Source organism: Methanotorris formicicus Mc-S-70, from assembly GCF_000243455.1.
GTDB lineage: Archaea > AGJL01 > Methanococci > Methanococcales > Methanococcaceae > Methanotorris > Methanotorris formicicus.
Window position 1 is genome coordinate 1 of sequence record NZ_AGJL01000048.1, and the last position, 13,900, is coordinate 13,900.

The 13,900-nt window shown below is 33.1% G+C and carries 13 protein-coding genes; 6 read left to right on the forward strand and 7 right to left on the reverse strand.

Annotated features, from left to right (window positions below; genetic code table 11):
• Positions 1 to 232 precede the first annotated feature (232 nt).
• A complete protein-coding gene (locus METFODRAFT_RS07700; RefSeq protein WP_007045016.1) occupies positions 233 to 832 on the reverse strand; it encodes a hypothetical protein in 600 nt (199 codons plus the stop codon).
• On the reverse strand, positions 829 to 1,425 hold the full coding sequence (locus METFODRAFT_RS07705; protein ID WP_007045017.1) for a S26 family signal peptidase: 597 nt from the start codon (positions 1,423 to 1,425) through the stop codon (positions 829 to 831). Before METFODRAFT_RS07705 ends, METFODRAFT_RS07700 begins: the two co-directional genes overlap by 4 nt.
• 85 nt (positions 1,426 to 1,510) lie before the next feature.
• Between METFODRAFT_RS07705 and mtnP the strand changes: the two genes are divergently transcribed.
• Both mtnP and METFODRAFT_RS07715 read left to right on the forward strand, forming a co-directional pair.
• Positions 1,511 to 2,260 carry an S-methyl-5'-thioadenosine phosphorylase gene (gene mtnP / locus METFODRAFT_RS07710; RefSeq protein WP_007045018.1) on the forward strand — a complete coding sequence of 250 codons (750 nt, stop codon included), beginning with the start codon at positions 1,511 to 1,513 and terminating at the stop codon, positions 2,258 to 2,260.
• A 19-nt stretch (positions 2,261 to 2,279) separates the two neighbouring features.
• Positions 2,280 to 2,894 (forward strand): L-threonylcarbamoyladenylate synthase, encoded by a 615-nt coding sequence (locus METFODRAFT_RS07715; protein WP_007045019.1) that lies wholly within the window; start codon positions 2,280 to 2,282, stop codon positions 2,892 to 2,894.
• On the opposite strand, the gene METFODRAFT_RS07720 is transcribed toward METFODRAFT_RS07715, so the two are convergent.
• Together METFODRAFT_RS07720 and METFODRAFT_RS07725 are read right to left on the reverse strand one after the other, a co-directional pair.
• Positions 2,889 to 3,986, reverse strand: coding sequence for a tryptophan--tRNA ligase (locus METFODRAFT_RS07720; RefSeq protein WP_007045020.1), 1,098 nt, complete (start codon positions 3,984 to 3,986; stop codon positions 2,889 to 2,891). The two genes, METFODRAFT_RS07715 and METFODRAFT_RS07720, sit on opposite strands and share 6 nt — an antisense overlap.
• 69 nt (positions 3,987 to 4,055) lie before the next feature.
• Positions 4,056 to 4,976, reverse strand: a complete 921-nt coding sequence (locus tag METFODRAFT_RS07725; RefSeq protein WP_007045021.1) for a DUF1611 domain-containing protein — start codon at positions 4,974 to 4,976, stop codon at positions 4,056 to 4,058.
• Positions 4,977 to 5,278: 302 nt separating this feature from the next.
• Here METFODRAFT_RS07725 and METFODRAFT_RS07730 point away from each other — a divergent pair, with 302 nt between their 5' ends.
• Positions 5,279 to 5,668, forward strand: coding sequence for a helix-turn-helix domain-containing protein (locus METFODRAFT_RS07730; protein ID WP_007045022.1), 390 nt, complete (start codon positions 5,279 to 5,281; stop codon positions 5,666 to 5,668).
• A gap of 12 nt (positions 5,669 to 5,680) precedes the next feature.
• Complete coding sequence (gene rnz / locus METFODRAFT_RS07735) at positions 5,681 to 6,631, forward strand: ribonuclease Z (RefSeq protein ID WP_007045023.1); 951 nt, start codon at positions 5,681 to 5,683, stop codon at positions 6,629 to 6,631.
• Here the strand turns inward: rnz and METFODRAFT_RS07740 are convergent.
• A complete protein-coding gene (locus METFODRAFT_RS07740) occupies positions 6,618 to 7,013 on the reverse strand; it encodes an Rpp14/Pop5 family protein (protein ID WP_007045024.1) in 396 nt (131 codons plus the stop codon). The genes rnz and METFODRAFT_RS07740 overlap by 14 nt on opposite strands.
• Positions 7,014 to 7,060: 47 nt before the next feature.
• Between METFODRAFT_RS07740 and nadC the strand changes: the two genes are divergently transcribed.
• Entirely contained in the window at positions 7,061 to 7,906 is an 846-nt protein-coding gene (gene nadC, locus METFODRAFT_RS07745) for a carboxylating nicotinate-nucleotide diphosphorylase (protein ID WP_007045025.1), read from the forward strand.
• A gap of 55 nt (positions 7,907 to 7,961) precedes the next feature.
• On the opposite strand, the gene METFODRAFT_RS07750 is transcribed toward nadC, so the two are convergent.
• Positions 7,962 to 9,080, reverse strand: coding sequence for an APC family permease (locus METFODRAFT_RS07750; protein WP_007045026.1), 1,119 nt, complete (start codon positions 9,078 to 9,080; stop codon positions 7,962 to 7,964).
• A gap of 96 nt (positions 9,081 to 9,176) precedes the next feature.
• On the opposite strand from METFODRAFT_RS07750, the gene METFODRAFT_RS07755 reads away from it, so the two are divergent.
• Positions 9,177 to 9,929, forward strand: coding sequence for a bifunctional fructose-bisphosphatase/inositol-phosphate phosphatase (locus METFODRAFT_RS07755; protein ID WP_007045027.1), 753 nt, complete (start codon positions 9,177 to 9,179; stop codon positions 9,927 to 9,929).
• Here the strand turns inward: METFODRAFT_RS07755 and cobN are convergent, their stop codons facing one another.
• Entirely contained in the window at positions 9,930 to 13,538 is a 3,609-nt protein-coding gene (cobN, locus tag METFODRAFT_RS07760) for a cobaltochelatase subunit CobN (RefSeq protein WP_048115763.1), read from the reverse strand.
• Positions 13,539 to 13,900: the final 362 nt, after the last annotated feature.

Genomic DNA, 13,900 nt, shown 5'->3' on the forward strand with positions numbered 1-13,900 from the left:
ATTGGCGTTAGTGTTCTAACCCTGTGCGAACTTAGATAACTCTCCGAACAGCTAAATCCTAAACTATTATAGAATTAGTGAGTATGTTATTAAGTGCTGCTAGCATAGGAGATGCACCGTTTTTTAACGAGTTATTTAAGTACTACCTATTTCTATTTTTTGGTCTTAATTTTAATAGTGTTAAATCACACTATCAGTTAGTTTAGACACTGAAATAAAAGAAAGGCAAAAATTAGTTATTACAAATAGCAATAATAAACCTACTCTCTGCCATATCCAATGCATTTAATGAATTCCCCTCAATTATAAAGGTATTGTTTATTTTTGATATTGTTGCATTATTGTTGGTTCTTATTACCCTTATAATCATGGTTTTGTTGCTATTTTTTATCATCTCAATTTCAGAAGGGGTGAATGTGGCGTATCCTTCTTTATTATTTAAAACAACCTTTGCAGTTACATTCTCTGATACGTTTATTGGAATTACCATTTCGTGAGGATAGAAGGCATTCAGCCAAATCAACTTACCTATCAAATCCATTATAGAAACTCCACCTTCCTTTTGAGGTAGGGATGGGTTATACTCCAAATAGATAATGGGTTTTGTTAGATACTGTTTCTTTATATCTTTATCTGATGTGTTAATAAGTTTTGTTTTCATGGCATCATTTATTGTGCACCTCAATGGAATTTCAACAGAAACTCCATGAATCTCTGTTTTTAATGTTTTTGAGTATTTTAGCAAATCGTCGTTGCTATTTTTTTGGTTGATACATAGACATGAGGAAACCAACAAACACATTATTCCAAATATAATAATAAACTTCTTCATTTTTTCTCCTCTTTATCTTTTGCACGGAAGTGGTCATAAAGATACAGTATTATGAGTAGTATTATCACCAAATAAACATGACTCTTTAGCCATATTGATAGGTAGCCGATATATGGTATAACAAGGGGTTTTCCATTAATTGTTATTGCTTTTTGCCTTATTTGCGATGAAGAAACTAACTCTGGATCGTAAGTTGGGTTGTTGTCTCCTTTTATAATATAGTAGGTTTTATTGTCAATATTCAACTTTCCAATAATTCTATGTATAACAGGTCTTGTTTTTTCTCCCCCAAATACCAAAAATGATTTGTTATCTATACTTATGGTGCCTTTAATTTCATTGTATTGATAGAGAGGCCAGTGGGCATTGTAAACAACAATATCTCCAACATTTAGATTATTTGGGTCAAATTCAAAATATGCATTCTTTACAACAACCAAATCTCCTCTCTTCATTATTGGATACATGCTATTTGATACTACAACATTTACATGGCTCCAAACTAAAAAAAGAACGAGTAAAAATACTACCCACTCAATGATGTCTTTTTTATTGATAATCCCACCTTCTATGTTATCTACGCAGATATACATTTTATACCATATTGTTATATATTTTTTTGTTATAAAGAATTTTAATATTTAATTTAAAATGGTATGTGAAATTAGGAGGGAGATGATGATAGGCATTATTGGAGGAACTGGCATAGCATCAATCTTAGGTAAAGGAGAGGAAAGGATTATAGAAACCAAATATGGAAAGGCAAAGGTTTTAATTGATGATGATGTTGTTTTGTTGTTTAGGCATGGAATTGAGCACAACGTCCCACCACATAGGATAAACTATAGGGCAAATATATACGCTTTGAAACAACTTGGGGTGGAGAGAATTTTGGCTATAAATTCTGTTGGTTCATTAAAAGAGGAAATAAAACCAGGAACTTTTGTAATTCCAAATGACTTTATAGAATTTACAAAATTTAGAGAGAGCACATTTTATGATGAGGGAAAGGTTGTCCATATTGATATGACAGAACCCTACTGCCCCGAGTTAAGGGAAATTTTAAAGAAAATCTTAGAAAATAAAAATTATGATTACCATGAGGGTGTCTATGTATGCACAGAGGGGCCAAGATTCGAGACAAAGAGGGAGATCAAGATATTTAAAAATTGGGGGGATGTTGTGGGGATGACAGGATATCCTGAGGTTGTTTTAGCAAGGGAGTTGGAAATGTGCTATGTTTCATTGTGCAATGTCACAAACTACGCTGCAGGAATTTCAAAGAATGTTCTGACAGTTGATGAAGTGTTGGAAACAATAAAAATAATGGAAGACAAAATTTTAAAGATTGTTGATGAATTTATAAACTACGATTTTGGAGAGAGAAACTGCATTTGCAAAGACGCTTTAAAACATGCTGTTATTTAATTCTTCTTTGGTGGTGTTTATGATAATAAAAATAAACGAAATGAATGAAAAAGAAAAGATGGAAGCAATTAGAAAGATACAAAAAATGATTTTGGAAGGAAAAGTAATAATTTGTGGAACTGACACCTTATACGGAATCTGCGTAAATGCTTTGGATGAAAATGCTGTGAAAAAGGTTTATGAGATAAAAAAGAGAGAATTTGGAAAATACATCTCAATAAGTCTAAAAGATAAAGAGGACATTGAAAAATACGCATATGTTAATGATGTAGCAAAAAAAATAATAGACAAATTCATGCCTGGGCCTATAACAACCATATTAAAAAAGAAGGATGTTATTCCAGATATCGTTGCAGAGGATTATATTGGGATTAGGGTGCCAGATAATGATGTTGTTAGAGAACTTGCCATTGTTCCGTTGACATCAACGAGTGCAAACATAAGCGGGGAAGAGTCACCAACATCTGTTGATGAGATAAGTGAAGAAATAAAGAAAAACGTTGATGTAATAGTAGATACTGGAAAATGCAAATACTCAAAACCATCAACAATAATAAAAATATATGAAAACGGAGAGGTTGAGTTGATTAGGGAGGGAGCAATTCCTTTTAAAGAAATTCTTGAGGTATTATAGGTTGATGATTTTGTGTGCAATTTCTTTTGCAACTTCTCTCTTTTCATGTAAATCCTTCAAAAACTCAACGATTTTCTCATAGCAGTATTTTTTACATTTTCCACAGGTTAGTTCTCCTTTTTTACATGTTTCATAAATCTCCAGAAGTTCTTTGTCATCTTTTATTAAATGGTAGGCATAAAGTTCATAAACCACACATTCCTCAGGAACTCCACCGAGTTTTTTATGCTCCTCCAATGTTTCTCTTCCACCAGTTTTGCATGACATGATTTTTTTCTTAACGCCCTTTTCATCATCGGTTAAAAATACTGCTGTTTCTGGTTTTGATGAACTCATCTTTCCTCCTAAGAGACCTGTCATAAACCTGTGGTAGGTTGAGGATGGTGGGATGAATTTGTATTCCTTTGCCCTATTTGCAATGTCCCTTGTTAGCCTTATGTGTGGGTCTTGGTCAATACCAACAGGCACAACAACTGGAATCTCTCTACGTATTTTTAAGTCCTCCTCTAACTGAGGGTGCAAAATATCTGCAACTTGGATTAAAGGAGCGAATAGATGCCCAATATTTGTCTCTCCACCAAATCCATAAATTGCCCTCATCTCGCTTAAATTTGTTCTTTTTGATAAAATAAATGCCAAGTCCTTAACTTTATTGTATTTTGATTGTAAATAAACATTTATCTTCTCTGGATCTAATCCAAGTGCAATGTAATTTGTTATATACTCCTCAACTGCAAGTTTTTTTGTGGTTTCAAAGTCCATTCCTCTCGCTGAATATGCCTCTAAATCCGCTATTGGAATATGAATCTCTGCGTTATAATCCTGATAATAGAGGAGTTGGTCAACAATCATCTTATGCCCAAAGTGCATCCTTCCAGAAGGCATCATTCCACTAACAACTGCAAACTTCTTTTTATTTTTCATCGCATCAACGATTCTTTCAAAATCCCTATGCCCAAAAATAATCCCTCTCCTCATTAGGTGGTGGGGATTTTCAATGCTCTTAATGATTTCATTTATTGGTTTTATCCCAAAGTTTTCCATGGTTTTTTTGTAATCTATAATGTCTGAGATTTCCCATGGGGTTATCAACGTTCCACCTCATCCCTTATTATAGAATATTACATTAATAATTAATTTTTAATTAAAAATTTTCTGTATTTAAATGCGTTCTCCAATACAATCTACTATATCCTTTAAGTTTATGTTCTTCACAACATCGGCGACAGGTAAGTTTAAATTAGAACTTAAATAATTTATTACCTTTTCTGTTTTCTCAAATCCTAAATTCTTACTGTTGAATGTGATTCCAACAACCTCTTTATCACTTAGGAGTTCTATGATTTTGATGTTCTTTTTTATTAATTCTATATTGGTTTCCTTTGTAGCCAATATTGTAAAATCTGGTTTTGAGCCCATTAAAATTGCCGTGCTTATAACGCCCCCTCCCCTACCAGTCCCAACCTCCAAAGCATCTGCAAGAATTCCAGTTTGACTTGATACAATAATAACATCCCTATCCATTAAATCTACCTTTTTTACTGCACCAAATATTGTTGGAGCAACATGGCATGATTCTATAACTTGAGGAATAACCATTTCATCCGCTCCACACAACAACGCATGCGGATCAGTTCCAACCATACCAACACTATAACCCCTTTTTTCCAGTTCCTTTTTGAGAATAAATGATGTTGTAAATTTCCCACACTGCCTTCCAGTTCCCATTATGGTTATTACTTTGCTCTTTATGCCTTTTAACCCCTCTTCTGCAAATTTTCTTAATTCTTTAAATCTCTGAGGATTGGAAGTGTCAAAAACCTCTACCCCATAACTATATGCCAAATCCATTAGATTTTTAACATCATTAACACGATAGAGCCGTGCCATGTTGTATATGTTTTTTCCTTTTTCAATTTCACTTGCTATAGATTCAGTCCAAATTTTCAAATCTTCCCTGTATAAAATCTCCCTTGTCCAGATAAATGTATCGTAATACTTCTCATCAATAGTAATGTTGCTAAATTTCCTGAGTCCGTCTGAAACTTTATTTTCATGAGATATTTTTGCCCTCTCTACCACAATCTCCCTTTTTCAAATTTTTAAAGTTTATATCTTATGTCAAAAACTTCAATGTATTACAAAAAGTTTGGTATTTATATAATTTTTGTCATTTTGACATCAAATAAATTTATATATTTGCATCAAAGATAAATCTTTGTAACAATTTCAAAAAATAACATAAAAATTACATAAATAATAATTAAAGAGTCATCCGCTAATATTACGTACTTTCTATTTCTACGATAAATTTAATATACCATGATGTTATAGTATAGTGCATAGTTATTAGTTGTGACACACATACCACAAACGGTGATGTTATGGGAAAGTTGATATTAAAAACTCCATGTACGACCTTCACACTTGAAAACTTAATGTGTTGTACCTTTGGATTGAAGGTCTTTGATGTTATGGTGTATTTTGAGATATTAAAAAATGGTCCGTCAAGAATAAACAAAATTGCAGAAAAACTTAACAGGGATAGGAGTACTGTCCAAAGAGCAGTTCAAAATTTAATGAATGTGGGTTTGGTAAAAAGAAAGCAGGTAAATATTAAAGAAGGCGGATATTTTTACATATATGAGGCATTACCTTTTGATGAAGTGAAAAGAATAATAAAAGAAACTGTATCACAGTGGTGTGAAGGCGTTAAAAAGTGGATAGATGAGATTGAAGTAGATGACATAATAAACGAGGAGTTAGAAAACTAATCGTGTGGGATTATGAGGTTAGTTTTTTTAGGTACTGGTGCTGCAGTTCCAACGAAAAAAAGGGCACATGTATCAATCGCCTTAAAAATTGATGGGGAGGTTCTTTTATTTGATTGTGGGGAAAATGCCCAAAGGCAGATGATGTTTACAGAAGTTTCTCCAATGAAGATAAACAATATCTTTATCTCTCATTTGCATGGGGATCATATATTAGGTATTCCTGGATTATTGCAATCTATGGCATTTTCTGGGAGGAAAGAAGGGATAAATATTTACGGCCCTGTAGGGACAAAAGATATGATAATACATGCATTAAGCATTGGTTATCATGGAATTAACTTTAAAATAAACGTTTATGAGATAAGTTCAAAAGATCCTATAAAAATAATAGACAGTGAGAAGTTTGAGATTTATGCTTTTCCGGTAAAACATTCAGTGCCATCTTATGCCTATATTTTTAAAGAAAAGAAAAAACCAAGGTTAGATATGAATAAGGCAAAGGCATTGGGTGTTAAAGTAGGGCCGGATTTGAAGAGATTGAAGGAGGGTATTCCAGTTAAATTAGAGAATGGAAGGGTTATAAATCCAGAAGATGTCCTATTACCGCCAAAAAAAGGTATATGTATTGCATATAGTGGGGATACAATACCAATAGAGGAGTTTGGAAAATTTTTAAGGGAATTGGGGTGTAGGGTTTTAATCCATGAGGCAACTTACGACAGTACTTTGAAAGAAAATGCAATTGAAACTCTGCATTCAACAATTGAAGATGCAATAAAGATTGCGGAGATTGCAGGGGTAGAGACCTTGATATTAACTCACATATCAGCGAGGTATGATGATATTTCAATTTATGAAAAGGAGGTTAAAGAATACAAAGGGAATATAAATATTGTTGTAGCAGAGGACTTTATGGTTTATGATTTAAAGAAAAAAACGCATTTTATTTCTATTTTAGATTAGTTTTGGATTTGGATTCCTTCAATCTTTTTATGTACAATCTTTTTGGAGTTATGCCTAAAAATTTTATCTTTGCCCTTCTCACAGTCCCAGATACGCCAAGAACAATAATATTTATTGGCTTGTTTTTATACTCCTTTACAAATATTAAAGCACTCCTAACGTAATCAACCTCAGTGTGTTTACATCTTAAAATACCATGGGGGAAGTTATAATAAACCAACCAAGGATTTGATTTTGATGTGCCCCAAACACCATAGTAATTTATAGTAGCGTTTCTAATAATGCCTATAACCTCATTCTCACTTAACTCATCTTCATAGATAATCTCAAATGCAAGGTATCTCTTCCTATCTCTCAACGTTGGTGGTAATGTTTTTAACATAATGCCCCTCAAATTTTTTTAAAAGAATAAAAAGTGATATTATGCTTATGATTAAAGATTATGCGTTAAAGATACTAAAAGAATCTCTAAGGCAGGACGTTGGATTTGGAGATATTACAACAGAACTAATAATTCCAGAGGATTTAAATTGCAGAGGTGTTATAAAATCCAAAGAAGAATGTATTGTTTGTGGTTTGGATTTTGTTATGGAGTTATTTAAATCTTATGGTGTAGAATGCAGACCATTGGTAAAAGAAGGGGATTTGGTGCATGGGGATATATTAGAAGTTTATGGTAATGCGAGAACCATTTTGATATTGGAGAGGACGGTTTTGAATTTTTTAATGCATCTCTCAGGAATCGCAACAAAAACCTACAATGTAGTTAAAAAAGTTAGGCAAATTAACAAAAATGTAAGAATAGCATGTACAAGAAAGACCCTACCAAATCTCTCAATCCTTGAAAAATATGCGGTATTTGTTGGAGGAGGGGATACTCATAGATTTAGGTTGGATGATTGTGTAATGATTAAAGATAACCACATAGCAGTAGTTGGCATTGAGAAGGCATTTGAAAGAATAAAAAAGGTAAGTTTCACAAAGAAGATAGAGGTTGAGGTTGATAACTTAGAGCAGTTAAGGGAGGTTCTAAAATATAAACCAGATATTGTTTTACTTGATAACTTTAGACTAGAGGATATTGGGAAGGCATTAGAGATCATAGATAATTATGAAAAAGAACACAACTATAGACCAATAGTTGAAGTTAGCGGTGGGATTAAAGAGAGTAATGTTTTAGATTATGCAAAATATGATGTTGATGTGATTTCAATGGGATGTCTAATTCATTCAGCGAGGGCAGTTGATATAAGTTTAGATGTGAATATTTTGTAGATAAATACTTTCCAGAGTTTAATTAATACTCTAATAACCTTTTTTCCATTACCTTCTAAAATAACAAATAAATCCTAAAAGCAACGATTAGTGAAGTTATTATCGCCGCCAATAAAGATACTAATTTTATCTTATAGGAAGGTGTTTTTTCCCTAAAAACAGATAGATACAAAATAAAATAAGATACCAAAGTTAAAAACATCCCTAAATCAACTAAGGCTTTTGATGAATATGTAGATAGAGCAGCAATAACAAATGAATTTAGAAGAACCCCATTTGTAGGAATACCTTTTCTCAACTCAACAAATGCATCTGAGAACTTTGGGATAAATATTTTGTCATGCGATAAAGCATATGGCATCCAACCTAAGGAAAAAAGCCAACTAAATACACACCCTCCAATTATAAGCAAGATACACATCCAGATTAAAGGATTATTCCCAATTAATGCCCCTATAACCTCCCTCAATTCACCATAACCCATGCTCGATGATATCACAACTAACGTATACAACAAATATAAAACTCCAATGATAAACGTCCCAATAATCAGACCATAGGCAATATCCCTTTCTGGATTTTTAAATGCCTCTGAAGGGATTGATATACCCTCCCAACCTGTCATAGTCCAAAGTCCAAAATAACCTGTTGTCAAAACCTTAAATAAATCAACCTTAGCATTAAAAACTGACAAATCAATTTTATTTGAGAATATTATGAACAACAAGGTAATTATCGTTAAAGTTCCAAAAATTCTCAAAAAATTCCCAACAATTTTAACACCATTTATAATAAGAAACGTTAAAACCACAACCAAAACAACCCCTACATACTCAAAAGTAAGGTAGATATTGAATATTATGCTAAAAAATGATACTACTGCCGAGATTGCAGTTACTCCAGCAAACCACAGCATGTAGGCAAAAATTACTCCTATTTTTTTTCCAAAAATTCTCATCACGTATTTATATGGCCCCCCACTTTTGGTTATCTTTGTTGTTGCATATGCAAATGGCAAAACCAAAACCATACTTATTATTAAAACCAAAATCCACCCATATATTGCAGACCTTCCAGCAATCAAATAGGTTAATGGAGATAAAACAAAAATTCCTCCACCGATGATTGAAGTTATTGTCAAAAACACCCCATCCTTTAGAGTTAGATACTTCACAACCCCACCTCACCATACACATTTAAATCCCTTAAATGCAAATATTTATCAACCTTTGCATATATAACTTTATTAAAGTTATTGTGAGGCGTTAAAATGAAGTGGGATGAAATTGCATTAAAAATTGCAAAAGACATTGAAAAGGACATAATGCCAATTTTTGGAAAGAAGGAAGCATCAAAATTTATTGGCTATAGTCCAAGTGGGGACAAGACAAAACTTGTTGATAAAATAGCAGAAGATATTGTTTTAGAACACCTCTTACCTTTGGATGTGAACATAGTTAGTGAAGAAAGTGGGGGCATAAATAAAGAAAGTGAATACACAGTTGTTGTTGACCCAGTTGATGGTTCATACAACTTCATCAAAGGTATCCCAATTTTTGGATTTAGTTTTGCAGTATTCAAAAAGAATGAGCCAATATACACAATGATTTATGAATTCGTAACCAAGAATGTTTATGAAGGAATTCCAAAAAGGGGGGCCTACCTTAATGGAAGGAAAATAAAAGTAAAGCCTCTTAAGTTGGAATCAATATCCTTAAGTTTTTATGGAAATAAGGATGCAAATTTCTTAAAAAATGTTAGAAGGTTTAGAATCTTGGGGGCTATTGCTGTCGAACTTGTATATTTGGCAAAAGGTTCATTGGACGGTGTTGTTGATATAAGAAAGTATGTAAGACCAACAGACATTGCCGCTGGAGTTGTAATAGCAAGAGAATCTGGAGCAATAATAACTGATGAAAATGGGGAAGAACTTACATTTAACTTAAGTGCAACAGAGAGGTTGAATATAATTGCAGTGAATAGCAAAGAACTCTTGGATATTATCTTAGAAAATATTAAATAATTATTTAATAGCAAGGTTTTCCTTTAACTTCTCCTTCCATGTTAAATCAATATCAATACTTCCCCCTTGGAATTCTCCAATATCAACATCCCCATAGGTTTCCTCAATATCTCCCTCAATTTCTAAGTAAATCATTTTTAATTCCTCAATGTTTTCTTCACTTGTTTTCCAGAGTCCTCTTTGATATGCTTCCAACAACCTCCTTCCAATCTCTTCCAATGCATAGATGTTGTTTTCCTTAAAGAATTTCCTATTTTCCTCATTTTTTACATAGGTGTTGAATATCTCATCAAAAATCCAATTCTCAACCTCTTTTGTTGTGGCACTCCATCCAAATACTCTCCCAACTCTCTTCGCTATATCCCCAGCCCCTTTGTAGCCATGTCTCTTCATCCCTTCAATCCACTTTGGATTTAGAAGTTTTGATAATGAAACCCTCTCTATTTCCTCCTTCAATGTCCTTACCTCAACTTTGTTTGGATTTCTTGTATCTCCATAATATGCCTTAACATCTCTTTTTGAAATAACCCTTGCAGCATTTGTTAATCCACCATGCGTTCCAAAGTAACAGCAGCATCCAAACAAATCATACTCATCAGTAACGGTTTTGTTAAATGTCAAATCGACACTCTTTAAGACATTTTCAAATGCATCCTTTGCATATATCCCATAGGCATTTTTTCCATAAGCATAGGAGTTCCAAAACATGAAAGCATCCTTTAAATCCTCCTCATTCTCCCATGCACTTGCATATACTGCATATTTAACCCCATTCCCATAAGTTCCTGGTTTTGAACTGAATATTCTGTATGTAGCCTCTCTAAATGATAATCCCCCTTCTAAACCTTCCAACACATGCTTTTTAACAAAATTCATCTCTATTGGCTCATCTAACTTTGCAACCTTTGTTATTGCCTCATCAACAATTTCCATGCAATTTGGGAAATTATCCCTCAAAATTCCACTGACCCTTATAGTCACATCAATTCTTGGCCTTCCTAACTCTTCCAATGGAATTACTTCAACTCCAACAACCTTACCATGTTTCCACTTTGGTCTAACTCCCAATAGATGAAGAATTTGTGCCATCCCTTCCCCATCAGCCCACATAATATCTGATGCCATCCAGTAAATAGCAATATTTTCAGGATATTTACCATTTTCTTTGAGATATTTTTCAATCAACCTCTCAGATAACAAAACCCCAACCCTATATGCTGCCTTTGTTGGAACCTTGTATGGGTCGAGAGAATAGAAGTTCCTTCCAGTTGGAAGGATATCATCCCCACCCCTCGTTATTAATCCAGAAGATCCTGGTTCTATGTATTTTACATCAATGGCTTTTAAAAGACTCTCTATTTCCTTGGATTGTTCTATTCTTTCATTCAAATCAAGTATTTTTTCTTTTAATTCTTTATCCTCAATGTCCTCTCCATTCAACACCTTCCTTATCTCATCCTGCAACTTCCTTCTATATTCAAACTCTAAAATGGCATTTATAAACTCAACTCTCCTCTCTCCTCTTGGCAATTCACCAAATATATGCATGCCATCATTCATCTTTGAATTCCTTATCATCTCCAAAGTATTTCTCAACTCATCAAATATCTCTCTAAAGTTTGAGTGAATATTACCTTCTTTTTCAATGCGTTCTATCTTCTCTTTAATTTTTAATAAGTTAGTTTTTTTAACCTCTTCTACTATTAAATGCTCTAATTGATGCCTTCTTGAAGCATCCATCTCTTTTAGATATTCATTTACATAATTATCTAAGGTCTCAGGTTCCTCATTCATCGCATCGGTCATTACTGTTTGCATGTGGTCAATTAATACTGCATAACTCCTCCTTTTTGCAATAGTTCCCTCTGGTGGATTGTCTGAGTTGTAGATGTATAGATGGGGAATGTCATTCACACAGATATCTGGATAGCATTCATTTGATAAACCAACATTCTTTCCAGGCAAGAATTCCAAACTACCATGTGTTCCAACATGAATCATGACATCAGCAATCTCACTAAAATACTTGTATGTGGCAATGTATTGGTGTGTTGGTGGACATTCAGGGTCATGGAGAATTTTGCATACGTTTCCATCACATCTTGCCCCAGCACAACCCCTCTTTGGTTGAACGCAAACATAAGCATTTCCAAATTTCAAACCAGTTATGACAATCTTGTTTTTTCCACTATTGTCCTTATAAACCATAGATGCTGGAATATCTTTTCCATTCAAGTCCCCCCACGTATCCAAGACCTTCTTTTTAACTTTTTCTGGAAGTGTTTTGAAGTATTCCATATACTCTTCTTCATCCATTAAATAGAGATAACCTCCCTTTGCAATAATCTCATTTACAGTTGTCCATCTAAATTCAGAGATTGCCTTCTTATCTAATATCAGTTTTGCCAATTCCTTTCCATCTTTTGGGATGTTTTCAATGTAATAACCTTCTTCCTTCATCCTTCTCATTATCCTTATCAAACTCTCAAATGAATCCAAATGTGCAGCACTTCCAACCGTTGCCTCAACAGATGCACATGCGGCATTATGCAAAATAAACACAACCTTCCTATCCTTTTTTGGTTTATTTTTTAGTTCAATCCATCTTTTTACTCTTTTAACTACCTTATCAATCCTATCATGAATTGGTAGTTTCTTTTCCAAATTACCGTCCTTATGCACAGTTCCAATTATAATTGGCTCTATAACTCCCTCAAATTCAGGCAAAGCAACTGTCCATCCTATATCAGTTGATAACCCCTGCATATCATTTTTCCATTCTTCATAGGTTTTGTAGTAACTCACTATTGGGTGAAAAACTGGGATGTTGAGTTTTTTTAATATATCCACTCCCTGCAATTTCTTCAAACTGCCTTTTTCAATAACTGTTCCTAATGGGAAGGATAGTAGATTTATCAATACATCTATTATTGGTTTTTCATTTTTAAAGAAGTATTTTAAGACACATTCCCCACTACCAACAGCATTTAGATCTTCATTTTTTGCACCATAGGAAAAAACAGGAATTACATTAAAATATTCTTCCAATTTATTTATTAAAGCATCTACAACTTCCATGTCTTCATTTACAAGATAATGCCTTGAAAACAAAACCCCTACAGTGTTCTTTTTGTTGAAGTTTGCATTATTTAAGAATTCATCTAAACTCTCAAAGATTTTTCCTTTATAATATATACCTTGGAATGGAAACTCCTTTGGTGGGGATGTTGGGATATTTATATTTAAAGTTTCTTTTATAAGATACAGGAGGAGATTTTTGAAATTCTCGATCCCTCCATAAACAGTGTATAGATATGCATCATGGGAGAGTTTTGAGTTCCAATATACAGGGTCTTGGCTCGTTATTATTAAATTTTTGAATTCATTGGTATCAATTCCATCATAAAAATCATCTGTAGAAGTTCTGTATATAAAAACAACATCTGACGCTTTTGCATCATTCAAAAAATCATCCAACTTATCAGGCATTTCCCTTGTTGAATATAGTTTTAAATCAATATTTAAGTTAGATTCTTTCTTCAATTCCTCCCATGCCCTCATTAATATGGAGCAGTAGGATGCCCACATCAAGGCAGTTATGGTTTTCATATAATCACCATAAAATTTTAATACATTTATTATCTTAGTCATACTATATCATGATTATTATTACTATTTATATTTTGCGATATTTATCATGATTAATAATTACAAATTAAGTTTTTAATACCAATTAGTAAAAAAGGTTATGAAGTTCACAAAAATCTTTATTTAGTATTTATAATATCATAATAACGGTAGTTCCCATCAAATAGATAAATATATAACTATATGATTATAGATTACTACAAAAAAATAGTTGGAGGTAATAACATCGTAGATAAATCTAAAATTCCGAGAATTAAGCGTTTAATAAATCTTATGCGAGCTAAGTTTTACCTAATAGTCGTCAAATACAAATCGCCATACAC